The organism is Aequorivita sp. CRS11, assembly GCF_059693805.1.
This window is the reverse complement of record NZ_JCATIG010000001.1, coordinates 482,246-507,284: the sequence shown is the minus strand read 5'-3', so window position 1 is coordinate 507,284 and position 25,039 is coordinate 482,246. Positions and strand designations below refer to the sequence as shown.

General features: G+C 41.0%; 25 protein-coding genes. 12 read left to right on the top strand and 13 right to left on the bottom strand.

Annotated features, from left to right (window positions below):
• Positions 1-101 precede the first annotated feature (101 nt).
• Entirely contained in the window at positions 102-980 is an 879-nt protein-coding gene (locus tag AC58DT_RS02435; protein WP_497215196.1) for a PPK2 family polyphosphate kinase, read from the top strand.
• 51 nt (positions 981-1,031) lie between these two features.
• A complete protein-coding gene (locus AC58DT_RS02430; protein WP_497215195.1) occupies positions 1,032-2,423 on the top strand; it encodes a M20/M25/M40 family metallo-hydrolase in 1,392 nt (463 codons plus the stop codon).
• Positions 2,424-2,471: 48 nt separating this feature from the next.
• Here AC58DT_RS02430 and AC58DT_RS02425 read toward each other — a convergent pair whose 3' ends face one another.
• Together AC58DT_RS02425 and AC58DT_RS02420 are read right to left on the bottom strand one after the other, a co-directional pair.
• Complete coding sequence (locus AC58DT_RS02425) at positions 2,472-3,170, bottom strand: DUF1853 family protein (protein ID WP_497215194.1); 699 nt, start codon at positions 3,168-3,170, stop codon at positions 2,472-2,474.
• Between the two features lie 104 nt (positions 3,171-3,274).
• A complete protein-coding gene (locus AC58DT_RS02420; RefSeq protein WP_497215193.1) occupies positions 3,275-3,730 on the bottom strand; it encodes a DUF1801 domain-containing protein in 456 nt (151 codons plus the stop codon).
• Positions 3,731-3,958: 228 nt separating this feature from the next.
• Between AC58DT_RS02420 and AC58DT_RS02415 the strand changes: the two genes are divergently transcribed.
• Positions 3,959-4,291 (top strand): hypothetical protein, encoded by a 333-nt coding sequence (locus AC58DT_RS02415; RefSeq protein ID WP_497215191.1) that lies wholly within the window; start codon positions 3,959-3,961, stop codon positions 4,289-4,291.
• 25 nt (positions 4,292-4,316) lie between these two features.
• On the opposite strand, the gene AC58DT_RS02410 is transcribed toward AC58DT_RS02415, so the two are convergent.
• The 3 genes from AC58DT_RS02410 to AC58DT_RS02400 all read right to left on the bottom strand — a co-directional run bounded on the left by AC58DT_RS02410 (position 4,317) and on the right by AC58DT_RS02400 (position 7,109).
• A complete protein-coding gene (locus AC58DT_RS02410; protein ID WP_497215190.1) occupies positions 4,317-4,667 on the bottom strand; it encodes a DUF2200 domain-containing protein in 351 nt (116 codons plus the stop codon).
• Between the two features lie 53 nt (positions 4,668-4,720).
• Positions 4,721-6,565 carry a PLP-dependent aminotransferase family protein gene (locus tag AC58DT_RS02405; protein WP_497215189.1) on the bottom strand — a complete coding sequence of 615 codons (1,845 nt, stop codon included), beginning with the start codon at positions 6,563-6,565 and terminating at the stop codon, positions 4,721-4,723.
• Positions 6,566-6,728: 163 nt separating this feature from the next.
• Positions 6,729-7,109 carry a hypothetical protein gene (locus tag AC58DT_RS02400; RefSeq protein WP_497215188.1) on the bottom strand — a complete coding sequence of 127 codons (381 nt, stop codon included), beginning with the start codon at positions 7,107-7,109 and terminating at the stop codon, positions 6,729-6,731.
• On the opposite strand from AC58DT_RS02400, the gene AC58DT_RS02395 reads away from it, so the two are divergent.
• On the top strand, positions 7,100-7,570 hold the full coding sequence (locus AC58DT_RS02395) for a hypothetical protein (protein ID WP_497215186.1): 471 nt from the start codon (positions 7,100-7,102) through the stop codon (positions 7,568-7,570). The genes AC58DT_RS02400 and AC58DT_RS02395 overlap by 10 nt on opposite strands.
• A gap of 628 nt (positions 7,571-8,198) precedes the next feature.
• Here the strand turns inward: AC58DT_RS02395 and AC58DT_RS02390 are convergent.
• Positions 8,199-8,483, bottom strand: coding sequence for a type II toxin-antitoxin system RelE/ParE family toxin (locus tag AC58DT_RS02390; protein WP_497215185.1), 285 nt, complete (start codon positions 8,481-8,483; stop codon positions 8,199-8,201).
• A 113-nt stretch (positions 8,484-8,596) separates the two neighbouring features.
• Positions 8,597-10,432 (bottom strand): ABC transporter ATP-binding protein, encoded by a 1,836-nt coding sequence (locus AC58DT_RS02385; RefSeq protein WP_497215184.1) that lies wholly within the window; start codon positions 10,430-10,432, stop codon positions 8,597-8,599.
• Between the two features lie 146 nt (positions 10,433-10,578).
• Between AC58DT_RS02385 and AC58DT_RS02380 the strand changes: the two genes are divergently transcribed.
• The 3 genes from AC58DT_RS02380 to AC58DT_RS02370 all read left to right on the top strand — a co-directional run bounded on the left by AC58DT_RS02380 (position 10,579) and on the right by AC58DT_RS02370 (position 12,878).
• Complete coding sequence (locus tag AC58DT_RS02380) at positions 10,579-11,967, top strand: MATE family efflux transporter (protein ID WP_497215183.1); 1,389 nt, start codon at positions 10,579-10,581, stop codon at positions 11,965-11,967.
• A 12-nt stretch (positions 11,968-11,979) separates the two neighbouring features.
• Complete coding sequence (locus AC58DT_RS02375) at positions 11,980-12,210, top strand: DUF8828 family protein (protein ID WP_045080620.1); 231 nt, start codon at positions 11,980-11,982, stop codon at positions 12,208-12,210.
• Positions 12,211-12,302: 92 nt separating this feature from the next.
• Complete coding sequence (locus tag AC58DT_RS02370; protein WP_497215182.1) at positions 12,303-12,878, top strand: phosphatase PAP2 family protein; 576 nt, start codon at positions 12,303-12,305, stop codon at positions 12,876-12,878.
• A 52-nt stretch (positions 12,879-12,930) separates the two neighbouring features.
• Here the strand turns inward: AC58DT_RS02370 and AC58DT_RS02365 are convergent, their stop codons facing one another.
• Genes AC58DT_RS02365 through AC58DT_RS02355 form a run of 3 tightly spaced genes read right to left on the bottom strand, consistent with a single transcriptional unit; the run spans position 12,931 to position 15,970 of the window.
• Entirely contained in the window at positions 12,931-14,556 is a 1,626-nt protein-coding gene (locus AC58DT_RS02365) for an ArnT family glycosyltransferase (protein ID WP_497215181.1), read from the bottom strand.
• A 41-nt stretch (positions 14,557-14,597) separates the two neighbouring features.
• Positions 14,598-15,263 (bottom strand): lipid-A-disaccharide synthase N-terminal domain-containing protein, encoded by a 666-nt coding sequence (locus AC58DT_RS02360; protein WP_497215180.1) that lies wholly within the window; start codon positions 15,261-15,263, stop codon positions 14,598-14,600.
• The gene (locus tag AC58DT_RS02355; protein ID WP_497215179.1) at positions 15,260-15,970 is read right to left on the bottom strand and encodes a glycosyltransferase family 2 protein; all 711 of its coding nucleotides are present in this window, start codon (positions 15,968-15,970) and stop codon (positions 15,260-15,262) included. The genes AC58DT_RS02360 and AC58DT_RS02355 overlap by 4 nt, the downstream gene beginning before the upstream one ends.
• A gap of 148 nt (positions 15,971-16,118) precedes the next feature.
• On the opposite strand from AC58DT_RS02355, the gene AC58DT_RS02350 reads away from it, so the two are divergent.
• Positions 16,119-17,060 carry an NAD-dependent epimerase/dehydratase family protein gene (locus tag AC58DT_RS02350; RefSeq protein WP_497215178.1) on the top strand — a complete coding sequence of 314 codons (942 nt, stop codon included), beginning with the start codon at positions 16,119-16,121 and terminating at the stop codon, positions 17,058-17,060.
• Between the two features lies 1 nt (position 17,061).
• Here AC58DT_RS02350 and meaB read toward each other — a convergent pair whose 3' ends face one another.
• The gene (gene meaB, locus AC58DT_RS02345; protein ID WP_497215177.1) at positions 17,062-18,141 is read right to left on the bottom strand and encodes a methylmalonyl Co-A mutase-associated GTPase MeaB; all 1,080 of its coding nucleotides are present in this window, start codon (positions 18,139-18,141) and stop codon (positions 17,062-17,064) included.
• Positions 18,142-18,232: 91 nt separating this feature from the next.
• Between meaB and AC58DT_RS02340 the strand changes: the two genes are divergently transcribed.
• Positions 18,233-18,658, top strand: coding sequence for an Ohr family peroxiredoxin (locus tag AC58DT_RS02340; RefSeq protein WP_497215176.1), 426 nt, complete (start codon positions 18,233-18,235; stop codon positions 18,656-18,658).
• A 49-nt stretch (positions 18,659-18,707) separates the two neighbouring features.
• Here AC58DT_RS02340 and AC58DT_RS02335 read toward each other — a convergent pair whose 3' ends face one another.
• A complete protein-coding gene (locus AC58DT_RS02335; RefSeq protein WP_497215175.1) occupies positions 18,708-19,241 on the bottom strand; it encodes a DUF2383 domain-containing protein in 534 nt (177 codons plus the stop codon).
• 373 nt (positions 19,242-19,614) lie between these two features.
• Between AC58DT_RS02335 and AC58DT_RS02330 the strand changes: the two genes are divergently transcribed.
• Genes AC58DT_RS02330 through AC58DT_RS02320 form a run of 3 tightly spaced genes read left to right on the top strand, consistent with a single transcriptional unit; the run spans position 19,615 to position 22,148 of the window.
• Positions 19,615-20,160: an RNA polymerase sigma factor gene (locus AC58DT_RS02330; protein ID WP_497215174.1), complete on the top strand. Its 546-nt coding sequence runs from the start codon at positions 19,615-19,617 to the stop codon at positions 20,158-20,160.
• Positions 20,144-20,758 (top strand): hypothetical protein, encoded by a 615-nt coding sequence (locus AC58DT_RS02325; RefSeq protein WP_497215173.1) that lies wholly within the window; start codon positions 20,144-20,146, stop codon positions 20,756-20,758. The genes AC58DT_RS02330 and AC58DT_RS02325 overlap by 17 nt, the downstream gene beginning before the upstream one ends.
• Positions 20,730-22,148 (top strand): DUF4097 family beta strand repeat-containing protein, encoded by a 1,419-nt coding sequence (locus AC58DT_RS02320; protein ID WP_497215172.1) that lies wholly within the window; start codon positions 20,730-20,732, stop codon positions 22,146-22,148. Before AC58DT_RS02325 ends, AC58DT_RS02320 begins: the two co-directional genes overlap by 29 nt.
• Before the next feature lie 223 nt (positions 22,149-22,371).
• On the opposite strand, the gene AC58DT_RS02315 is transcribed toward AC58DT_RS02320, so the two are convergent.
• Positions 22,372-25,029, bottom strand: a complete 2,658-nt coding sequence (locus AC58DT_RS02315; RefSeq protein ID WP_497215171.1) for a YCF48-related protein — start codon at positions 25,027-25,029, stop codon at positions 22,372-22,374.
• Positions 25,030-25,039: the final 10 nt, after the last annotated feature.

Sequence of the window (25,039 nt, the reverse complement as noted above, 5' to 3'; positions counted from 1 at the left end):
GAGTTTATATGTTTAAAAGTTAAAAGAATTTTCAGACTTTTTTAAAAAATAACTGCAGCCAAAGAAACAACAGAAACAATAGTATCCATAGAATCAAAAGTATGAAAGACGTAAAAATTGAAGACTTTAAAGTAATCCACCCTATTAAACTGGATGGTACTAAAAACGATTGGGATTTAGACGCTTCCGAAGAGAAACTGGAAGACCATTTGGAAGACACCCGCAAAAAACTGGGCAAGCTTCAGGATACACTTTATGCACACGGAAAATATGCTGTGTTGGTCTGTCTTCAAGGTATGGATACTGCAGGCAAGGACAGTTTGATTCGTGAAGTCTTTAAGGATTTTAATGCCCGTGGGGTAGTTGTCCACAGTTTTAAGACGCCCACCGCCCTTGAAAAAAGACACGATTATCTTTGGCGTCATTACATTGCACTTCCCGAACGTGGTAAGTTTGGTGTTTTCAACAGAACCCATTACGAAAACGTTTTGGTAACAAGAGTGCACCCAGAATACATTCTTGGCGAAAACTTGCCAGATGTAAATAGTTTGGAAGACATAGATGAAGCGTTTTGGGACAAGCGTTTTCAGCAGATAAACGACTTTGAAAAAACCATTCAGCAGAACGGAACTATTATTTTTAAATTCTTTTTGAACCTTTCCAAAGACGAACAAAAGCACCGACAGCTGCGTAGATTGGACAAACCAGAAAAAAACTGGAAATTCTCTCCAGGCGATTTGGACGAGAGGGCACTTTGGGAAGACTATAGAAAATATTATGAGGAGGCCATTAATCGAACCTCAAAACCACACGCTCCTTGGTATATTATTCCATCGGATGATAAAGATACTGCAAGGGTTATTGTAGCAGAAATTATGCTGCAAGAGTTAAAAAAATATAAAGACATAAAAGAACCGGAACTTGACGACGATATAAAAGCAAAGATTTCCGAATACCGCGAACGACTTAAAAATGATTAATTTAGCCTCCTAAATAGTTCAATTACCACTTATTTCTTATAAAATTCATAAATGAAAATTTCGCTCCTCCCCACACTAATTTTTACATTGCTAATTTCTTCCGTAAGCATTTCGCAAAACGCCGTACAGGATTCGGTTATGCTGAAAAAGCTTTACACCACCGCATTGACCGACGGAAAGGCCTATGATTGGTTGGATTATCTTTCCAATGAAATAGGAGGCAGACTCTCTGGATCTTTTGAGGCGGAAAGCGCTGTAAAATACACAGAGGCAGAATTGAATGAACTTGGCTTGGACAAAGTGTGGCTTCAGCCTGTAATGGTTCCAAAATGGACGCGCGGTTTTAAGGAATATGCATATATAGAATCGCCTACCGGTGATAAAACCATAACCGATATCTGTGCCTTGGGCGGCTCGGTTGCTACGCCAAGCCTCGGAATTAAAGCCGAAGTTGTGGAAGTAAAAGGCTTAGATGAACTAGCTGCTTTGGGAAAAGAAAAAATTGAAGGTAAAATTGTTTTTTACAACAGACCGATGCAACCCGATTTAATACAAACGTTTGAAGCCTATGGCGGCTGTGTGGATCAACGTTATGCCGGGGCTGCCGAAGCTGGAAAATATGGTGCGCTTGGGGTGATAGTTAGGTCCATGAACTTGCGAATGGACGATTATCCTCATACGGGCGCAATGAGTTACGGCGATACGCCGGTGAGCCAGCGTATTCCCGCTGCAGCCATAAGTACTAATGGGGCAGAATATTTAAGCAGTTTGCTGAAGCTGCAACCCAACCTTCTGTTTTATTTCAAACAAAATTGTAAAACCTTTGACGATGTACAATCCTACAACGTGATTGGGGAAATTACAGGCAGTACAAAACCCAATGAATATATGGTTGTGGGTGGCCATTTGGACAGTTGGGATCTTGCGGATGGCGCCCACGATGATGGTGCCGGCTGCGTACAGAGTATGGAGGTGCTGCGACTTTTTAAAAAAGTGGGTTATAAACCAAATCACACCATTCGGGTTGTGCTTTTTATGAATGAGGAAAATGGTTTGCGTGGCGGAAATAAGTATGCCGAAGAAGCAAAGCGCAAGGGTGAAACCCACCGTTTTGCTTTGGAAAGTGATGCGGGCGGCTTTACACCTCGTGGATTTTCATTTGATAGCAATACGGCTAATTTCAACAAGGTAAAAACTTGGGAACCGCTTTTTAAACCCTATTTAATCCACTATTTTGAGAAGGGTCACGGCGGCGCAGATATTGGGCCGTTAAAAGGGAATATTGATGTGCTTGCTGGCTTGCGCCCAGATAGCCAACGGTATTTTGTCTATCATCATGCTGCAAATGATACCTTTGACGCGGTCAACAAACGCGAACTGGAACTGGGAGCTGCCACTATGGCCAGCTTGGTTTACCTATTTGATAAGTACGGAACTAATTAAGTATTCAGTATTCGGTATTCAGCTGTAGTATGCAGTTTTAAAACTTAGCTACCACCAAACTATAAAGAAGCGCTCCACTGTATGGGACGTTTTTTTATAGATCAAAGGCGATTTGTTCAAATTTAATTGATCTTCAATCAATAGTATTATTTCTGAAAAGCGGTACCAGTTTGTAATCGAGTTTATGGGCAGAAGCCATTCTTTTTTTGAGGGAATGGCATACTCGGCAGCTTCATCTTTTATGAAATCTGTAGGTTTTATGTAATAGCCCACCATACAATCTTTAAAATGCTTTGGAAATGTTTCGGCATTTAATTCCTTCGGAAAGAATAGAGAGGCTTTTAAGCATAATTGCTGTGATGTAGGTTCGGGAATGCCCAGGGATGCTAGCTTTTTTGTGGTTTCGGAAGTGTGGAGCAACGGAAATTGTTTGTGTTTTACCTTTTCCAGTTTTTCATTCAGACTGTCCTTTCGGTTTGGGCCAATCCATTTTTGCTCTTCTATCTCACCTGCGTTTTCATCGTACAAATAAAACTTACACGCCAATTCAATATGAAGCACTTCATCAGTTTGAAGATTTAGAGCTATATAATCCAACTCTCCCAAGGTTTCCTTTTCACCATGGATTTGTAGGTTTGCGGCAAGCAGTTCAAAGTATTTTGATTGTTTGAGATAGGCTTCAAAACAAGCTTCGGCTTGCATGCCTAGTACAGCATTTTTGGGGAAGGTGTAATTGTTTACGGTCACTTCTTCCTTTAAAAATTCAAAATACTTAAAAGGATATTGCTCCGAATGTATTTTGAGCTCGGGTGAATTTATAAAGTGCTGTAAAAGGTGAGTCGTTTTAATGGCTATCGCTTTAGTACGCTTTCATATTTCGCAATCCACTCATTAACCGATATTTTTGTGGTTAGCTCTCCCAGTAATTCAAAGGGAATGTTTTTAGGGTTTTTGAAACGGATGCAGCTCTTGCCCATATCCAGTTTGCCAGTGGCGTGCTTGGGGTATTGTTGAGTAAACCATTTCATCAAATCTGGGTCGCTGTAAATGCCCATATGGTAAAAACCAATGTGGTTTTTTTGGGATGCCAACGCCATAAACGGAAGCGCATCTTTCGGATTGCAATGATAGCCATCAGGGTAAATGCTGTGCGGAACTACATAGCCCAACATCCCGTACTGCATGGTTTCCTCGAAACCTTTCGGAAGGTTTTTCTTTACTGTTTCGCGTAGCTTCTGCATTACTTCCTTTCGGTCTTCGGGCAGTTCGGCTATGTATTGGTCTGGAGTTGTGGCTTTGGATTGCATTAATTGAATGTTGAATGATTAAAATTCAAAGTTAAAGGAATTTTAGAGATTTTTTGTCGATCTTAATTCCACCGCAAGAAGACCGCAAGAAGACCGCAAGTAAACCCGAAGTATAATTTTAGTGATTATGGGTACTTATTATTATAGATAAATGAAAAGTTGGGATTGTTTATGGCAAGTTTTTGTTGCTGAAAATATAATTGTACTTTCCCATAAAATTTGATAGCAATGAGAATATTTAAAACACTGTCCATAATTATCCTTTTCGCCTTATTTACTGTGGAAGGGTATTCGCAGGAGATAACGAAGTATGATTTTCTTGAAGTAATAGTTGTCCAAAAAGCGAACAACCGCGGAAAGGTGAAACGTATAAAAGTGGAGGAGCAGACTTCGCTCTTAGGTCAAAATATTTCTATTGAGGAAATAGAGGATATTGAGGAAACTTCAACCTTGCTAAATTATATGAACGCCCACGACTGGGAGTTTTTGGACCGCCAATCTGTGGTTTCTGAAGATAACGACCCGGTGTGGATGAGTTATATTTTTAGGAAACGGAAGTAGCTTGTTAGATTTTTTATTAATAAAACTATTTCCTTAAAATCTTTTCCATTGTCTTGCCTTTTGCCAGCTCGTCCACCAGTTTATCCATATAGCGGATTTTTTGCATAAGGGGCTCTTCAATATCCTCTACACGGTAGCCGCAGATAACGCCCGTAATTTTGGAAACGTTGGGGTTTAATTGTGGGACTTGGGCGAAAAAATCTTCAAAAGTGGTTTTGTTTTCTATGGTTTGCTGCAGTTGGTCTTGGGTATAGCCCGTTAACCAGCAGATGATGGTGTCCACCTCTTCTTTGGTGCGTCCCTTTTTTTCAGCTTTCGTAATGTAGTGTGGGTACACACTGGCAAAGGCCATTTTATAGATTCGTTCGTTTTTCATTAATCGTTATTTTCAAGCAAACCTACGTATGCCCTTTTCAAACCCCAATTTACTCAAATATTATCAACAAACTTTAAAAACACTTTTTTGTGACGATCCAGATCCATATTCCCCGACAGGGATGCACGCACAATGTAATCTTTATCGCCTTCCTTGGTCGTGCCCTGCGTGGAGGTGGCGGGGATGGTCCAATAACATCCCTTTAACTGCCCATAGCTTACACAGAACTTGCTTTCCTTCGGAATCTCGGTAATCATCAAGTTAATGAGCTTCAGGTTAAGAGCGCGCTTATACGCTTCTCGTTCTTCATCTGTGTTTCCTTTTGTTGGAAGATCCAATGAAAAGACCGAAGGGGTGAAGCCTTGCGCTGCCAATTCATCTGAAACAAAATTGATCTTTGCTTCGGGCAGGGTTTCTTTGATGAAGTTTACAAACTCACGTGTATTTTCATACGCATCAATAATGCGTTGGTTCATAGAGGGCAATTGCTCGGCCAATATTTTATATTGAAGCGCTGTGGCCTCGTTATCACACAGGGTGAGATGCAATTCTATTTTTTCCATCAAGGCTGCCGTTTTTGTGTTTCCCACTACATAACCGGCCGTACATTTTCCACCACTTGGGAATTTTGACCCACTGGCATACGAAATGGCCCGAACGGTTGAAAGTATTTCGCCTTCGCCCAAGAACTGATAGTTAGGACAAAAAGTTTGGTCCAAAATAAATACTGGGTCAACGGCAGTTTTGCCCGATGCTGTTTTGCGCTCCTTGCTTAAAGCCGCTTTCAATTGTTGCAAATCTGGTACTTCTACACGAGGGTTTGTGGGTATTTCGGCAATGATGTAAGGCACGGCATCTTCAGCAGCTACTTTAGTTAAAACGGTGTCTATGCTTTGCACCATATCGTTATCGCCGTCCACCAATAAATCTACAATTTGCACATTGTCAAGGCAGGCCGCCACGCGTCTTGCTTGGTCGTTGGTGCCGCCGTAGCAATTGGGTGGAACAAGGAATTTGATGGGTTTTCCGGGGTGGTTTTCCTGCGCATCGTGGATAAGCCCCATCATAATGGCGTACTGAATGGAAAGCCCGCTGGAAGCAACGAGCGGGGTGGTGGGCGAGCCCGTGATTTCCTTTATGGAGTTTAGAACGCTCTTTTTATCTTCCGCAATATTGCTTTTTGGTTCTGTAATGGACGTTTGGTCCATCAGCGCCTTAAGGGCCACAAGGCAATTGGCGGGCGTCATGGCGATGGTTTCCCTTCTGCGGACGTGCTGGATTTCGGAAATATAATCTTCGTTTCTTTCGCCATTAACCGTTATAATGCTTCCGAGCGTGCCGTAAAGATTTATGAGAATATCTACGTTGGGGTTGAGGTCCAGCCTTCCAATTTCATCTTTCTGTGAAATGAAAACGGTTTTGCCTTCAAACTTTGGAATGGCTGAAGGGGAATCAAGCTGTTTCAATTCAAAATTATACCCGTATACATTTCGAATTATTTCAGCATCGAAAAAGGAGGGCAGGGCATCGGTATAAAGAATTTGGGTGTTTTTATTCGCCAATAAATTCTTCCGAAGGATTGCCAGGATAGGGGTCTTATTTGATGCAAAACTGATGACGTTCTCTGCCTTAAGATTGTTTGCCTTGGCAATTGCCCATTCCAAAATACTGGAAAGCGGGTGCCCCAAGCGGATATAATCATAGGCTGTAGGCAATCTTTTTAGTGCAGCTGTTTCAGCCTTATGGGCATTATATAGCATTTCAAACTGCTGTAAAAACTGCGTCTTTGCCAAGCTTTCATCATAAATATCAAGCCTGTGGGTGGTAAGATTCAGCCAATCCGCAGGCATGCTTTTTAATACTTCTTTTATATAATTGCGCATTTGGATGTGTTGCATAATCTTCACTTTTTTATAGGTCGGCAAGGTACATTAAATAGATTTTTTTGAAGCTGATTTAAGAGTTTTGTAACGTGTTTTTAGAGCGTTTTAGCAAATCATTGAGGGAGAGCTTGATGAAGTAATTCGCGCTATGGCGCTTCTACTTGTAAAGTTTTTAAAACTATAACTTGTTAAAAGGTACATTGCCTAAACCCGAGGCCAGCAATTGTCCGGCTGCGTTTATGGTAAAGGGGGTGGCATTGGTAGCGCCATCATCATAATCTAGGGTCAAGGTGGTTGTGTTGCTGCTCCATTTAAAGGGCCGCAGGTTTGAAATTGCGGTGCCGTCTGGCTGGGCTATGTATTCGGTGCTGTAGCCGTTGCCTTCCGTATTAAAATACAGTTTATAGTCGTATTCCGAGCTGAAGTCGCTGCGTTGCCATACGCCAATTAGATTCTTGGCTTGGTCTGTATTGCTGTTTTTTTCATCATTGTTGCACGAGAGGAGTGTTGTGATAGCGAGAAAGAGAATGGTGGCTTTAAGCGATTTATATGGTTTCATTTAGCGAAAGAAATGTGTTTGTTGTTGCTTTAGATGGGTTAAAAGTATGTAATAAAGTTGATAAATATGTTTGGTGTTTAGTAGGTTTATTCTTCATTACTATAAGCAGAACGCTCGCGATAGTGGGGGCAATTGGTTTTAACGGGTTTGCAATTGGCTATGCGGGAGTTGCAAATGGCTTTGCGGGAATTGCAAATGGCTTTGAGGGAGTTGCAAATGGCTTTGAGGGAGTTGCAAATGGCTTTGTGGGAGTTGCAAATGGCTTTGAGGGAGTTGCAAATGGCTTTGAGGGAGTTGCAAATGGCTTTGAGGGAGTTGCAAATGGCTTTGAGGGAGTTGTAATTGGCTTTGCGGGAGTTGCAATTGGCTCTGCGGGAGTTCTAAATGGCTTTGCGGGAGTTGTGATTGCCTTTGTATGTGTTGCAATTGGCAATGTATATTGTACTTTTAGTAATCTATGATCTGTAATTGGGAAAGTTCGCATTGCAAATGCGCTGTTTAGATGAGCAGGCTTTGCACTTCGGCTTCGCTATTACAGGCGCCAGCGCACCAGGGGGGAGTTCAAGCTTTAGCTCGAATTCATATTCATCCCGTTCTTTTGTGCCTTTCTTTCCTATTAAAAGGTCTTCGGCTTCGCTTAATTTATAGCTTTTCCTTTGAAATGTATTTTTGGTTGTGTTCTCACTGTTGCGGGCACACGTTGCAAACGTGCGCTAGCGGGGGTGTATTGGGGTTGTGAAGTTGTCGGGCACACGTGGCAAACGTGCGCTAGCGTGGGGACTTTAATCATTGTCATACTTCCACAAATAAACAATGTTATAAATTGGTATGGCAATGATTGAGCTGATGTGACTGATTTTTTTTTCCGCCTTTAGTTTTTTAAATATAATAATATGTAAACTAATAAGAATATTAATAACCAATATAATAAAAAGTATGTTTCCGATATCTCCAATTATGGAATTGAGCAATGGTACTATTTTCTCTTCTATAACAGGTATTTTAAGCTTGAAAACACGATAAATAAGGACTATGTATGAAAAGATTAAAATTAGGGTTATTATAATTTTTAATGCTTTTTTCATCATGCTAATTTTGCGGGCACAGGTTGCAAACGTGCGCTAGCGGGGGGTTGCAAACACGAACGTATTGGTTATTATCCTTATCCCAAAAAGCCAATAATCTATACTGAATGCCAGAATATAAGGTTCTGAATTCCCAAATATTGTCGTTCAGTTTCTTGAAAAATTTAGGGTCAGCGTGTTGCTCCGCACGTCTTATATTTTGAAGGATTTTGCTTCTCGATTTTAAATTCTGTTTTTGAATGAATTCAAATGCCTCCTCTAATAATATTGTTTCAAAGCGTTTAATCATTGCAGATCAGTTAATTTCAACTAATACAAAGATAATAAAGTTTCGTTTATTGTAAACTTTTAATTTTAGACTTCAGTTTCGATTTTAGTTTCAGTTTCAGTTTCGATTTCATTCTACTGATACCCCGCCGCCTGCAATTTAAACAACTCCGAGTACAATTTTGGGTTTGCCATAAGCTCCTGGTGCGTGCCAAGCTCCAGCACTTGGCCGTGCTGCAATACCAAAATACGGTCTGCCATCCGTACGGTGCTAAAGCGGTGGCTAATAATAATGCTGGTCTTGCCTTTGGTAAGGGCTATAAAGCGTTCAAAAACATCAAACTCTGCTTGGGCATCCAGCGCGCTGGTGGGTTCGTCCAGTACCATAACATCGGCATCCTTCATATAGGCGCGGGCCAGGGCCACCTTTTGCCACTGCCCGCCGCTTAGTTCGGTGCCTTTGTAAAACCTTCTGCCCAGGCGTTGTTCCAGGCCGTCTGTCATTTCGGCCACAACTTGTTCCGCGAGGCTTTTGCTGGCGGCGTAGTTTATTATTTCGTCGTTCTGCACTTGGTCTATATTGCCCACGGCTATGTTTTCGCGCAGGGTGAATTCATATTTAAAAAAGTCCTGAAAGATGACGCCAAAACGTTTTCGGTATTCGTCCACATCAAACTTGTTTATATTGATGCCGTCCAAAAGGATTTCGCCTTGGGTGGGATCATAAAAACGGAGGAAGAGTTTAATAAGCGTGGTCTTGCCTGCGCCGTTCTGCCCCACGAAAGCCATTTTTTCGCCTGCTTTTAGGGTAAAGGTAACGCCTTTCAACACTTCGCCCTCGCTGCCGGGGTAGGCGAAGTGTAGATTGTTCACCTGAAACCCTTCTTTAATGGTTTTGGGCATAGGGTTTTTTGTTTCGGCAGTTTGCTCTACGGTCAAATCGATAAAGTCAAAATAATCCTGCAGATAGAGCGCGCTTTCGGAAATACGGGTAAAGCGCGAAAAGAAGCCCTGCAGGTTGTTGCGCAAACGGTTGAAGGAACCGGAAAGGAAGGTGAGTTCCCCAATGGTAATCACGCCCGTAAGCACCCGCAGAATAATATACACATAGGCGCCGTAATAGCTGAGCACGCCGAGAATGTTGAACAGGGAGCCGTAAAGACTCTGCTTGAGCGACAGTTTTTTGTTGATGAGGTAATAGTCGTTTGAAAGTTTTTTAAAGCGTTCCGCAATAAAATCAGTCAGGCCGAAGAGTTTTATTTCCTTGGCGGTTTGGTTGTTGGCGCCGATGAAGCGAAGGTAATCAAGTTCGCGGCGTTCGGCCGTCCAACTGCGCGCCAACGAATAGCGCGTACTGCTGAACTTGGCCTCGTTGATAAACGAGGGAATGATACTGAGGATGAGGATGAGTATTAAAATAGGTTCAAAATATATCAAGCCCGCAATTAGCGAAACCATAGAAATGAGGCTTTCTGCTTGGCCTAGCGCATTGGTCATTAAATCTACCCGACTGTTGGTTTGGGTGCGGGCGCGTTCCAATTTGTCGTAAAATTCCGGGTCTTCCAGTTGGGCGATGGTAAGTTCGGCGGTCTTGCGGATTATTTTTTCGGAAGACATATTGGAGTAGAGGTCGCCCAAGAGGCCATCTGTTAGGTTTATCAACCTTCCCAAAAGGTCGGACAGCACCGCCACGCAAAACTCTATAATTACGAGGTTCCAGAGTTGTGTGAAGTCTTGGTTTTCGAGGGATACTTGGAGGATGATTTCGTCAATAATCATTTTTCCCACCCAGAGGATAACAACAGGCGTGAAAGCGTTTAACAGACGGCTGAAGGTATTTACAAAAAAGAGTTTCGGGCTGGCGCGATATATTTCCCTAAAAAAACGCGGAATGGTTTTCAGGGCCTCGAAGGAATCGCGGACGCTGGTTTTATCTTTGTCGGTTATGGATTTTGGGATGGGTCTGGGCATTCTCAAGTTTTATGTTAAGAGTTATGGGTTAAGAGTTATGCGTTTAAACCAATAACGCCTAACTTTTAACTCTTAACTTTTTTAATGAAATACAAAGCTATTCTAAAAAACACAACTACTATCTTTGCGCAAAAAAAATTTAAGAATTGGCTCTTTCCGATTACACCAAAGAATTTAAGTACAACACAAAATTGGCAACGCCCGTAATCTTAGGGATGTTGGGGCACCAGGTGGTGGCGCTGGTTGATAACATTATGGTGGGGCAGTTGGGGAGTGCCGAGCTTGCCGCTGTATCGCTTGGGAACAGTTTTATGTTTATCGCGATGTCTTTGGGTGTTGGTTTTTCAACCGCTATCACGCCTTTGGTAGCAGAGGCCGATGGTGAGGGCAATCGTGAGAAGGGAAAATCATCGTTTAAGCACGGGCTGTTTTTGTGTATTGTATTGGGGCTTGCGCTCTTTGCAATGGTAATGTTTGCCAAACCCCTGATGTATGTGATGAAACAACCCCCAGAGGTAGTAGATCTGGCGATGCCTTATCTTACTTTAGTTGCTGCTTCGCTAGTTCCGCTGATTATCTTTCAGGGATTTAAGCAGTTTAGCGATGGTATGTCCATGACCCGATTCCCCATGTATGCTACCATTGCGGCAAATATTGCGAATGTGGTGCTTAATTATATATTCATCTTTGGAAAGTTTGGAGCACCGGAATTGGGCGTTGTGGGGGCTGCCATTGGTACCTTGGTCTCTCGCGTGGTGATGGTGGGCTATTTGTGGTATTTATTGAGCCGAAAGGAAAAGTCACGGTATTTTGTGACTAATATTAAAATATTTACTCTTAGCAAAGCGATGCTGAAGAAACTGTTGAATCTCGGATTTCCGTCGGCCATGCAGATGTTTTTTGAGGTGGCTATTTTTACTTCGGCAGTGTGGCTTTCGGGTATCTTGGGAAAGAACCCGCAGGCGGCAAACCAGATTGCGCTTAACCTGGCGAGTATGACCTTTATGGTTGCGATGGGTTTTAGCGTGGCCGCGATGATACGTGTGGGCAATCAAAAAGGACTTAAAAATTTTAGGGAATTGCGCCGGGTGGCGATTTCCATTGTTTTATTGACGTCTATTTTGGCGTTGGTTTTTGCGGTTTTCTTTATTCTCTTTAATAGCGAATTGCCCAAAATATTCCTAGACTATAATAGCGTGGCAGACTTTGCCGATAATGTGGAAGTGGTTACCATTGCCGCACAATTGTTGATTATTGCGGCAATTTTTCAGTTTACCGATGCGCTGCAGGTGGTGGCACTTGGCGCCCTTCGTGGCATGCAGGATGTAAAGATACCTACGGTAATTTGCTTTATAGCTTACTGGATCATTGGCTTCCCAATTTCATATTATCTAAGTATGCACACCTCGCTGGAAAGTATGGGGATTTGGTACGGTTTACTGGCAGGGCTTTCGGCTAGTGGCATTATGTTATTCATCAGATTTAATTATCTTTCGAAGAAATTGATTCGACAACAATTAGCAATTAACAATTAACAATTTCCAATTATGGATTTCCCAAAATATTTATTAGGCGACAACAGCGATTATCCCACGGCGATTTTCGTGATACATACCGAGTTTCCGCGGTTCATCATCAACCTTGAAAACGATGAAGTGGAATGGCTTGAGGATTTTGATGCGCAGGACCAAAAGGAACTGGAAACGGAGGCTGAAAATTTAATACAGGGTGCAAACGATTTTTACGATCGTGAGATTGCGAGGTATGATGAGGATTGATCTTTTTGCCACGAATACACGAATGCTTTTATATAATTATTCGTGTATTCGTGGTAAAACATTTCAAATTAAACATTAAAAAAGATTTTTGAATGCTCGACGAACTCCTAAAATACGACACCGAACTCTTCCTTTTTCTAAACAATCTGGGAAACACTTCTTGGGATGGGTTTTGGCGGTTTGTCACCGAAAAATGGTCCTCTATTCCGTTGTACGCATTTCTTCTGTATTTAGTTTTTAAGCATTACGGATGGAAAGGCACTTTGGTAATCATAGTTTGCGTTGCTTTAATGATTACCGCTACCGACCAAATTGCCAGCCTTTTTAAATACGGAATAAAGCGACCAAGACCGTGCAAAGTGGAAGAACTGCAACCCTTAATGCGTTACGTTGCGGATGGTTGTGGCAGGTTTGGTTATTTTTCCGCCCACGCTGCAAGCTCCATGGCCGCGGCCGTTTTTCTTGGGTTAAGCCTTCAAAAATGGTATAAATACTTACCTTTTCTTTTATTGCTGTGGGCAGTAATTACGGGCTATAGCCGAATTTATCTTGGCGTTCACTATCCATTGGATGTAATTTCGGGAATGGCCTTTGGTGGGTTGACGGGTTGGTTGTTTTACCTGCTTCAAAGATGGGGGCAGAAGCGGTTCAATACACAAAAAAGCTAACACTTTTCTTCAAAACCTAACAGGTCTTTGAGACCTCCTAGGTTTGATAGCATCACTTCTTCGAAACAATAAACAATTCCCGATATAGTCTCGTTTTATGCGTGCGGCTGTCCGGTCCCTTCGGGTTCATGTCGTAACGGGTAATATGCTCTCGGTTGAAATCTGTGTAAATTTCTGCGAAATGTTCCAAGCTTTCCTCTGAAACCAAAACCCCAAAACGGTTTTCTTCTGGAATTTTGAATTCGCCATCGTTGTTCAGCATTTCCATCTTTTCGCCATAGTCCCAAATAAGTTCGGGCGTCATTCCTGAAAATTCGTAGATTTGTATGTTCTCTTTTTCTTCAAAATTATGCAATTCCGAAAACGGTTTGTAATCTGGGTTTATGGTTATGGCCTTGCTCAGCGGTAGGCCGAACCAAATCACTGCAACAATAAAAGCAATGGTTAAATAAAAAACGGTTGCAATTTTTCTTCGGAAGAGATTTCGGAACATAAAAATTCCGAAGGTAAACAAAGCGAGAGAAAGCAGCACGAACCAAAGCCAGTTTCCTGCAAGTCCATCTTTCAAAAAAATATAGCCGCCTATGGGAAAGGAAATTCCTATAAAACCTATTAAACCGAAGTTGAAAAAGACCGGAATCGTTTCGCGTTTATCTTTTAACTCTTTAAATCTTCGGAAGAGATATTCGATATAAAAACCCGTATTCAGCGCCATCGGAATCAAGACAGGCAAGAGATAGCGCGACTTTTTCTCGGGAATCAGGGAAAGTAAAACCACCGAAAGCATCGTCCAAAGAAAGGTGAACAGATATGCCTTTTTATTGAAAACACGATTTTTTAAATAGGGGTAGAGCAGGGCTATAAACGCGGGAATGGTCCAAACGCCGCTCTGGGTAAAGAAACTCCAGTAATAGTAAAAGGGTTTTATTTCGTAGCTTATCCAGTTGGTGGTTTCCTTTTTGGTGATTTCCGCGGCGGCGGGATCAAAGGTTAGGGTGTACCAATGCCACCAAGACGAAACCACCAAAGCCATGGCCAAAAACGCAAGGAGTGGCAACCACCGAGTATTAAAATTTCTGTACTTGTAAACAATTCCAAAGGCAATCAAAAAGGGGAGGAGCAGGGCATAAAGCGAAACGGGTCCTTTGCTCAAAAACGAACATCCAAAGAAAAGTCCCGCGAGAATTGCGTTTCGGTATTTGTGGGTTTCTTCCGTAAAAAACAAATAAAGCAGGTAGATGCAAACCACCATAAACCCGTGGGTGTAAATATCCCATTGCCCATCGCGGGCGGAGGCAACGATATAAAAGGAGGTCGCCATCACCAGCGAACTTATAAAAGCATATAACTTTTCCGAAGTAAGTTTTTTGGCGAGTTTATAGGAAAACAAAACTAGGAACAGCGTCATAATTGCTGCCGGTAGCCGTAATGCCCAAACACTTTTTAGTCCAAAGATTGCCGCCGAAAATGCGGTGAGCCACGTAGGCAGTGGAGGTTTTTGGTAGCGTGGTTCACCATTGATTGTGGTGAGCAACCAATTGCCATCGGTCAACATTTCGCGTGCGGTGATGAAGTTTCTCGCCTCCATGATGTTAACCGGCAGTGAGCCCAAATTCACAAAGAAAATGGCTGCACAGGTCAATAAGAGAAGCAGTAGGTAATTTTTTTCAACTTTCATCTTTATTAAATATTTGATATAGAGGAAGTGTAATGCCCAAGTTATTCATTTTCGGTTGTTTTATAATCTTTAATGGGCATTTCATAGCGCAGTTGTTTTTTCCAAATGAAAATATTGCGAACGTAAATAATCAAACCAGCAATATGGCCTACAAAAAGTACCGGATCTTTTCTGAAGATGGCATACATCAAGATTAAGGATGCCCCCAAAACGCTCATCCTCCAAAAACCAACTGGCAGTTGCGAGGTTTTTGTTTTTTCTGAAACAACCCATTGATAGACAAACCGCAACGTAAAAAGTATTTGTGAAATAATGCCCAAAAGCAAAAGCCACAGCGGGATAGCGTCATTTCTGAAAAGTTTGTCTATATCGTATTCGCCATTGTTGTAGGCATAGATAACAATCAATATTGGGAAGACAAAGAGAAAAAGGCGCAACCATTTTGGTGATTTTTGCCATTCGCCCTGTAACTGGAGATTTCTGATGTAAATATAATACGTGAGCGCTTGCCCGAGCATAATTGCAAAGTCATCACGTAAATGACCGTAAACAAAAAGCAGAAAAGAAGCGAATAAACTCAGTTTCCAAAACGCTGAAGGAGTAATGATGCGCTTGCTTTTTTCGGAAAGAATCCATTGTATAATTAGCCTTCCGCTAAAGAGGATTTGTGCCAAAAAACCGATGCTGTACACAATCCAGTTACTCATCCCTTGCTTTTAATTTCATAGTTGATGTACTTTTTCTTCATCCAAAGATAGGCGAAACAGTCCATCAAAGGGCCAATCAAACGGTTCCAAAGTCCAAATTTGGCCGTGCCAGCAATACGCGGAAAATGTTTTACGGGAACCTGTATTATTTTTCCGTTTTGCAAAAGAATCATAGCTGGTAAAAACCGGTGAAGCCCTTTGAACATTGGGATGCGTTTTGCGTAATCGGTCTTTATCACTTTTAGCGGGCAGCCCGTATCGTCCATTCCGTCGTGGGTAAAGGCGCGACGAATGCCATTTGCAATTTTGGACGACATATTCTTTACAAACTTATCCTTTCTGTCGGCGCGAACGCCCGTTACCAAATCGTATTCGCCAATGTGTTCCAATAGTAGATTGAAATCTTCCGGAGCCGTTTGCAAGTCGCTGTCAATATAACCAACCAACGGACTTTCAGCATAATCAAAACCAGCTTTTATGGCAGCACTGAGACCGCGGTTTTCTTTAAAAGAAATAAAATGAAAAGCTTCGTTTCGGTTGCAGATTTCTTCAATCAGCGCTTGACTGTTGTCCTTGGAGCCATCGTTTACAAAAAGGATGGAAGTTTTTTTGGTAGCAATTTGTGTGTAGGCTAGTAGTTCCTTTTCTACCCGTTGCAGGTTTTCTTCTTCGTTGTAAACAGGTACAATTATGGTGAATTCGTACATCTAAATTTTTGAAAAGGTTTCTGCAAAAGTAATTTTTTTAGTTTAGAAGTTTATAGGTTTAAAAGTTTATGTGTGTATTTCGGATAATTCATAATAATAAAAGTGATTGCTTAAAAAAGATGCTATTTTTGCAGCTGAAACAGATTCTATGAAAGTACTTGTTACGGGAGCAGCTGGGTTTATAGGCTCGCATACTGCGGAAAGATTAAAGGAAATGGGCCATGAGGTGATTGGTGTTGATAATTTTTCGCCCTATTATGATGTTGAATTAAAAAAGCTTAACACAAAGGCGCTGTCCGAAAAAAACATTGAAGTTCGAAATTTAGATTTGAGAACGGATAATTTGGCTGAAAGGCTTCCGAGTGATTTGGATTATATTTTCCACTTTGCCGCCCATCCCGGAATCTCAGATAAATCTACTTTTGAGGATTATTTCAGCAATAATATTTTGGCGACGCAGCGTTTGCTTGAGTTTGCTGAAAACCTACCGAAGAAACCCTATTTCGTAAATATAGCAACTTCTTCCATCTATGGTCTTGAAGCGACGTTTCCAGAAACTGTAGCACCCAAGCCTGCCTCGTGGTACGGCGTCACGAAACTTGCCGCAGAGCAATTGGTTTTGGCAAAAACCCGGGAAAAGAAATTGCAGGGCACTTCCTTCCGCTTGTTTTCGGTTTACGGCCCGCGCGAAAGACCCGACAAACTTTATACCCGATTGATTGATTGCGGTTTGAACAACAAACCTTTCCCGCTTTTTGACGGCAGTGAAAAGCACTTGCGCAGTTTTACCTACGTTCAGGACATTGTGGACGGGATTGTAAGCACCATTGGCAATGAGGAAATCTGTAATGGTGAAATTTTCAATCTTGGTACTGAGACTGAAAGTACCACGGCACAGGGCACTGCAACGGTTGAGGAAATTCTTCAGAAGAAAATTGCCACCGAAATAAAACCACCCCGCGCTGGTGATCAATCGCGAACCAAAGCGAATATTGACAAAGCTAGAAAATTATTGAACTACAACCCACAGACGGCGCTAAAAGAGGGTTTGGAGGCACAGACCGAATGGTTTAAAAGTAATTTTCAGTAAATTATTCAAGATTTAATAATTTCTCCGCAGCCTCAAAAGGGGTAGTCCTGTTTTCATCCAAGGCTTTTAGCTGTTTTTCCAGTTCTATCTTGACTAAAGGGTTTGTGTAAAATTCACTTTTCAATCTGCTTTCAATAGTCTGCAATAACCAGAATTTGTTTTGCTCTTTCCTTTTATGCTGAAAATAGCCGTTGTTTTTTACGGTTTCGAAATAGTTGGAAACCACTTCCCAGATTTCGGAAATACCTTCGTCTTTAATGGCACTGCATAAGAGGGTTTTTGGTGCCCAACCACTTTCCTTTGCAGGGTAGAGGTGAAGCGCACGGTTGAATTCTGTCTTTGCCAATTTTGCAGCCTTTAGGTTTTCGCCATCGGCCTTATTGATAATTATGGAATCTGCCATTTCCATAATACCGCGCTTTATGCCTTGCAGTTCATCGCCAGCACCTGCAAGCTTCAGCAATAAAAAGAAATCGGTCATGGAATGCACGGCGGTTTCACTTTGGCCCACGCCAACGGTTTCAATCAAGATAACATCAAAGCCGGCGGCTTCACAAAGAATAATGGTTTCGCGGGTTTTTCGGGCTACGCCGCCCAAGGTATCGCCACTGGCTGACGGACGGATAAAAGCGTTTTTTTCTTTTACCAAATCTTCCATGCGGGTTTTATCGCCAAGTATACTTCCCTTGCTAATGCTGCTACTAGGATCAACGGTGAGCACTGCAACCTTTTTTCCTTTGGAAATTAATAGCTTTCCAAAGCTTTCAATAAAAGTACTTTTACCCACGCCGGGAACACCTGTAATTCCTATACGAATGGATTTGTTTGCGTGTGGTAAACAGTTTTCAATAATTTTTTTTGCTTGTTGTTGGTGCTTTTGTGCGCTACTTTCAATAATTGTAATGGCTCTGCTAAGTGCGGACTGGTCATTTTGAAGGATTCCATTAATTAACTCACTGGCGGAAGGAGTTGATTTTAATTTTGCTTTAAGTTGTTGCGCAACTTTCAGATTCAAGGTTTCTGGATGCGAAACCCCTTCCTTTTCATTAAGTGCGCTTATGTTTTTTTTCTTTTCTGCCACAGCGTGAATTTAGGACAATTTTATGAATATGTTTTTTAAAAAGCCAGTTTTCGGTAGTATATTGACTGGAATTTAATCAAAAAATAAAAAGATGAAAACATTATATGAAGCAACAACTACTGTAGTAGGAGGAAGAAAGGGACATTTAAATACTGATGATGGCAAGCTTGACTTAGCGCTGTCTGTTCCGAAAGGGATGGGTGGCGACGGTGGAGATGGCACCAACCCTGAACAGCTTTTTGGAGGCGCTTATGCGGCATGCTTTGGCGGGGCGGTACAAGTTATAGCCAAAAAGAAAAAAATTGAACTCTCAGAAGATTTTAGCATTACAGCAACAATCGGTTTTTGTGAAGATGAAGATGGTGCTTTTTTAGAAGCAACGTTGGATTGTTATCTTCCCGGTGTGGATGTAAAAACTGGGGAAAGTATTATAAAGAATGCGCACAAAATATGTCCTTTTTCCAAAGCAACACGTGATAATATTACCGTAAACCTAAATTTATTGCTCGATGAGTAAAAAAGGAAGGAATATAAAAAAAGCCCCGGAATTCCCGGGGCTTTTTATTTTACATAGCTTTTAGATTTATCACTTTTCCGCCTTCTTCCTCTTTCGCTGGCTCTTCTTTCTTTTCTTCCATCTTCTCTTCAACAAATGGACTTTTCTTAGGCTGTTGGGCAGCTTGCTTTATATACCACTCCAATTGATATTTTTGTTTTTCCAGAAGTTCCAGAATGCTGTCTGGTAATTCCCGACGTTCTAAAAGCTCGTCATATCTTTTAATATTGTTACGGTCACGACTTATACAGGAATTCACAATGGCTTGGGCATCAAAATATTCTAAAGCTTCTTTAATTTCTTGCCAAGAACGGTCAATATTTCCTTTCTCGGAGTCCTGTTTTAAAGGCTCGATATCTCGGGAATGAAGTTCGTTTGAAATATCATGGCTCATCCGGTTGCGCTCCACAGCCATATAGTTCAAAAACCTTTTTAAGTCGGTAGTCTGCGCGTCCTGTGCTGCATTGTAATACAGTTTTTCAGCTTCAAAACAGGCTACGAGCAAGCGGTTTAGTTTATCAAAATCTGCGTATTTCTTTTTCATAGGTAGATGGTTTTATCAAATTTAGCACAAATAATCACTGTTTTATAAAAAATGAACATTTTTTTAAGATAAGTTAACAGTAATTTATATACTAATTTTTAATTACTTAGGCATAATGTGTGCCAAAAATTATCAGGGGAGAAAATTCTGGAAATAATTATTTACGGTAACGATGAATATTGGGTTAATATACAAAATTTTTATTTTCAAGATTTAATTAGTCCACACAATAAGATTAAGCGCAGTTTAATAGGCTCAACAACCTAATCTGAATTTAATTGTGGTAAAAATTTTCAATAAAAAAATTAAAAGCTGCAACAACTAAATAGTTTTGTCGTCTTTTAAGTGAACAGCAACCAAAAAACCATCAAGTTTGTCCGATTTATTACTTATCGAGCAGTGTAAACAAAGCAACCGAAAGGCACAAATGGCGCTATATAGTAAATATTGTGACGGGATGTATGTTATTGCCCATAGGTATTTAAAGGACACCGCGGCCGCGGAAGACGCGATGCAGGAAGCATTTATTAAAGCTTTTAAAAAGCTTAGCCAGTTTAAGGGAGACGTCACTTTTGGAGCTTGGCTAAAACGGATTGTAATAAATACTTGTCTTGATACTCTTAAATCAAAAAAGTTGGAACTACAATCATTGAATGAAGAGGTCTATACAATTGTGGAAGATGAAGCTGATTGGTCTATTTCTGATGAAACCTCCATTTCCGAAGTGATTTCAGCAATTGAGGAATTACCGGAGAATTATAAGGCAACGGTAAAATTATTTTTGATTGAAGGATATGACCATCAGGAAATTTCAGAAATACTGCAGATTTCTGAAAATGCATCGAGAACCTATCTACACCGCGGAAAAACAAAATTAAAAGAAACACTAAAACACTTGCGCTATGGCACAGGATATTAAAAAAATGTTCGAAAATTATGACCCTAAAACTCCCAAACTTAGGGAGGGTCACCAGGCACGTTTTGAAGCCAAACTGGACAAGTCTTTTTCGGAAAATATATCTGAAGAGGAAAACACATCGATCCCTTGGCTTAAAATAGCCGCAATGGTAGTAGTGCTTTTGGCAGTGAGCTTTTTTGGATATCAGCAATTGTCCAAAAACAATGCCCTCACCGATTCAAATAACGCCGTTGTGGAAAACACTACCGTCACTGGAGAAAACGCTGATACACCAAAACTAACTTTGGCAGATATTTCGCCAGACCTAAAGAAGGTGGAGGAATATTATATGGCAGGAATAAATGTACAATTGGCTTCGCTTAAGATAACCGATGACAATAAAGACTTGGTGGACGGTTATATGCAGCGGCTTGCCGAATTGGATAAGGAATACAATTCGCTAAATGCAGAACTGAGCAAAGTGGGCCCCACTGAAGCAACAGTAACCGCATTGATTGACAATTTGAAACTTCGTTTGGATCTGCTGTTCAAACTTAAAAACAAATTAAAAGAACTTAAAAATCAAAACAATGAAGAATTTAAAGCTATTCAAACTTAGTACCCTTGTAGTACTAGCATTGGCCACTACTTTTGGCTATTCACAAAAAAAATATGTGGAGAGCTTCAATGTGTCCGATAATGTAGAAATTTCTGTAAATACATCTTTTACAAATGTAGTTTTTGAAACCTGGAACAAAAATAAGGTAGAGGTGGAGGCCTTTATTGAAGGGGATAACCTTTCTGAAAGCCAAAAGGAACAACTGATGAAAAATTGGGACCTGGACGTGACAGGAAACAGTAAGAAAATAACTGTTACCTCCAATGCCGGTAACCAGCCCTTTGCAATGAACGAAATGCCTAACCTTGACTTTATTGGTCCGCTAATGGAAGATATGGTGATGCCCATGATCCAAAACATAAAAGTGCCGCCACTTCCTGAAGATTTATTGGAAAACATAGGTGACATTCAGTTTGATTATGAAGAATTTCAGAGGGACGAAGAGGGTTATATGAAAAAGTTTGAAGCTCAAATGGACAAAAAGTTTGGAAAGGATTTTGAAAAACGAATGGAGGAATGGGGCAAAAGTTTTGAGGATTCCTGGGATGAAAAACGAGCAGACAGTATTGGTGAAGCTTATGGAAAAAGAATGGAAGCTTGGGGTGAGGATTTTGGAAAACGAATGGAGGCCTGGGGCGAAGAATACGGCAAAAAAATGGAAGCTTGGGCAAACGAAATTGAAAAGAAGTATGACAGTGAGGGAGGCAATTACACTAAGACAGTAACCAAAAGCCCACACGGGACCGCTATCATTATTCAGGGAAATCGTGGCAGCACCGGGAATAATACTAATGTGAAGAAAACCATTATAATCCGTCTGCCAAAAAATACGAAAACTGAGGTTAATGTGCGCCACGGCGATCTGAAAATGGCAGATGCCAATAATGTTAAGGCCAATTTAAATTACACGCCATTTACGGCAAATAGCATTGATGGGGGACAAACCCTCATCAATGCATCTTATGCGCCGGTTATAGTTAATGTTTGGAAACAAGGAGGTTTGAATGTAAAATATGTAGATAACTGTAAAATTGATAATGTTCAGAATATAAACCTTCAAGCCAATTCCAGCGACGTCCGTATTGGCAACGTATCCAACCAGGCGTTCCTATCGGGTTCTTTTGGGAATTTAAGAATCGATAAGGTTTCTGATGGATTTGAAACGCTTGATATACGTTTAGAGAATACCGATGCCAAAGTGAAAATTCCCAATGGTGCGTTTTCCTTTTATTTCACCGGAAGCAAATCTACTTTGAAATACCCCAAAACCCTTCAATTGAACGAATCCAAAAGTGCAGGTAGAGTTTTGGTAAAAGGATTCAACCAAAATAACCGTTCAAACAAAACCATTACCATAAATTCTACTTACAGCAATGTTTCGCTTCAATAACCGCTATTATATGAAATGAAAACTACTTATTATTAAATAATTAAATATTTCAAAATAAAAACCCCTTTTCATTTTTATGAAAAAGGGGCTCACACTTAAAGTGCATAAAAAGGGGAGTATAGTGATGGAGTATTTATTATTTTTTTAAAACCGCCCCAAAATTATAAGAGGCGGTTTTCTCAAAATTAAAATCAATTACTATGAAAAAATTACATTCTAACTATTAATTCTTAATGATTTTAAAAGTTTCAGTACTGTTATTGGCAGTTACTTTGGCAAAATAAATGCCTGTGCTTAAAGAGCTCAAGTTTATTTCACCAGTTAAGGCTCTTAACTCCTTGTTCATCAATTGTTGTCCATTCACATTATAAATGGCCACTGAAGTAATTTCAGTTTTTGATGAAATCTGTAAAACATCTGTTACAGGGTTTGGATATAGTGCGATGCTATTTAACTGATTTTCACCTATCCCTAAAATAGTTTCACAGGTTATTCCTAACTGAAAGTTTCCAGCCTGTGTATTGTCATAACCTTCTACCATTATAATATAAGTGGTGGTACCATCCGATTCAAACTCAAGTTCAGGTTGGTTTACACAAGAACTATCATTGAATGCTATTTGGTTGGTAAGTGTACAATCGGAATAAACCCTAACCGTAGTTGCAAAATTGGTTTCTGGACCGCAGGCATTAAGTGTAATTATTTCTGGATTGCCTGTGCCTGTATATGAGTAAAACACATCTGGGGAAGCGTTTCCACCAGAATCGGTTGCAAAGATGGTAGAGTTTGTAACCAAATCACCGCAGGCTAATACCGTTGCCTCTACACAGGCATCATTGGTGGGAACAGCTGGTAGTTGTACCCGATAAGTAAACAAATCGCCCCAAGGGCCAATAGTTGGATCATATCCCCAACCCGTAATGTACTCTCCATTAAATGAAATCGCATTTGGAACCCATATAGGTCCTGCATCCATAGTATAACCTAAAGTATCTGACACGAATGAATTGAATTCCTGTAAACCACTGCTTGCTGTCCATATAAAAGGAACGTTTGGATCCCATGGGCCAATTTGGAAATATCCAATAACCATGCTTCCATCGTGGTTTATGCCAGTAACGTTGCCACTACTTCCAGGAGCCAAAGTTCCCAATGAAATATATCCAGTTGCTTCACTCCATATCCATGGTTCACCATTATTTGCATAATCTCCGCGACCTCCAATCCAGTTACCATCTTCAGAGATAGCGCTACATTCACCCAATTGGTTGAATTCATCTGTGGGGTCGCCATTTGGGTCAATCAAAAGATATTCGTTTGGTAACCAATCGCCGTTGGCATCTTTGCGCCATACGGCAGATTTCCACGGACCGTTGAAATCCTGCCATCCCACAATTACGTTTCCATCACCGCTTACGGCGTTGGCTCTTGTACTTCGGTTTATGTCTGTATAAAGACTGCCCAAATCAACTAGGCCATCAGCTGCCGTCCAAGCCGTTGCGTGAACTGCAATACCAGGTTCGCCTGGAGTTGGTTCTACATATGCGCTTCCCACGACGGTACTGCCATCTGCAGAGATATTATAACCAGAACTTAAACTGCCGTCAACAGACATATCAAAACTACCTAACACTGTCCATTCATTATTGGTAACATTGTACATGGATTGTATGGAATAGGTGTTTGTTTCAGACTCTTTTCTGAACATTACTCCTTGTGAACCAAAAATAAAACCACGACCGTTTGGAGTATATACTACTTCATATAGCGCTTCGTTAAAAGTAGAAGTGCCCATATTGTTTATTGGGAAGGTTTCGCCCCCATCTTCTGAAGTAAAAATCATTTCGGGAGTTCCTACTAGGGTAACGTGGTCTGCGTCTAACCATGCTACATCGCGCCAGATTGGTCCGGGACTGTTTGCTACAGTAATAGTTTGCCAGGTGGCGCCTCCATCAGTAGTTTTAAGTACAATGTCGTCACCAACAGCAAAACCAGTATTCATATCATAAAAATCGATACCTGCTAAAATGCTTGAACCAGTATGAACCGTAGTCCAAGTTGCTCCGTTATCTGTAGATTTTTGAATTGTTCCACCGTTAGAGGCCATAAAATATGTGTCTCCACCTGCATAAGTAAGTTGGTCAGGAATTGCAGTCACTCCCGTAGCTGGATTCCAAGTATTCCCTCCATCAGAGGTGTAATATATTATACCGGGTGCACTGTTTGGGAAAGCTCCTATAATTCCATTTTGCCAATCTTTAAAAACAACATCGGTATAGTACCAAATGTCTGTGCCAGGGTTCATGGAGGTCCAGGTATTTCCTGCATCTGTAGTTCTTCCAGCGTATCCACTCCATCCAGCTACATAGCCTGTATAGGAATCGGGAAAACTAATCCCCTCGATACCTTGGTTGGTACCCGTCCAAAGTTGTTCCCAAGTATCTCCGGCATCATAGGTTCTTAAAATTATTCCATTTCCATTATAGGTTGAGGATTGTCCAGCTGCAAAACCAAGAGAGCTCTGATTGTCCGGAAACTCAATACCTGTGAATATATAGTTATATCCCGTATTCATTTTTTCCCATTCTGTTGGGGTTGTAACGTCCATATAAGAAGTACCAGAGAGTAAATTTCCATCTCCTGAAAACCTTACGCCTCCTCCAACTCCTAATCCCGGAGCAGCGCCGCCGATTTCTTCAAATGTATTTGTATCGGCATTCCAAAGCGAGTAGGGCCCTGCCTGAGCTTCATACCCAGATACCACTCCTTCATTTGAAACTCCTTGGGTTTCAAAAAAGGTAGGCTTTACCACAAATTGGGCAAATAGCGTACTTGTGCTAACTACACACAAGAATAAAAATAGTAATAGTGTTTTTTTCATTTTAAAAGTT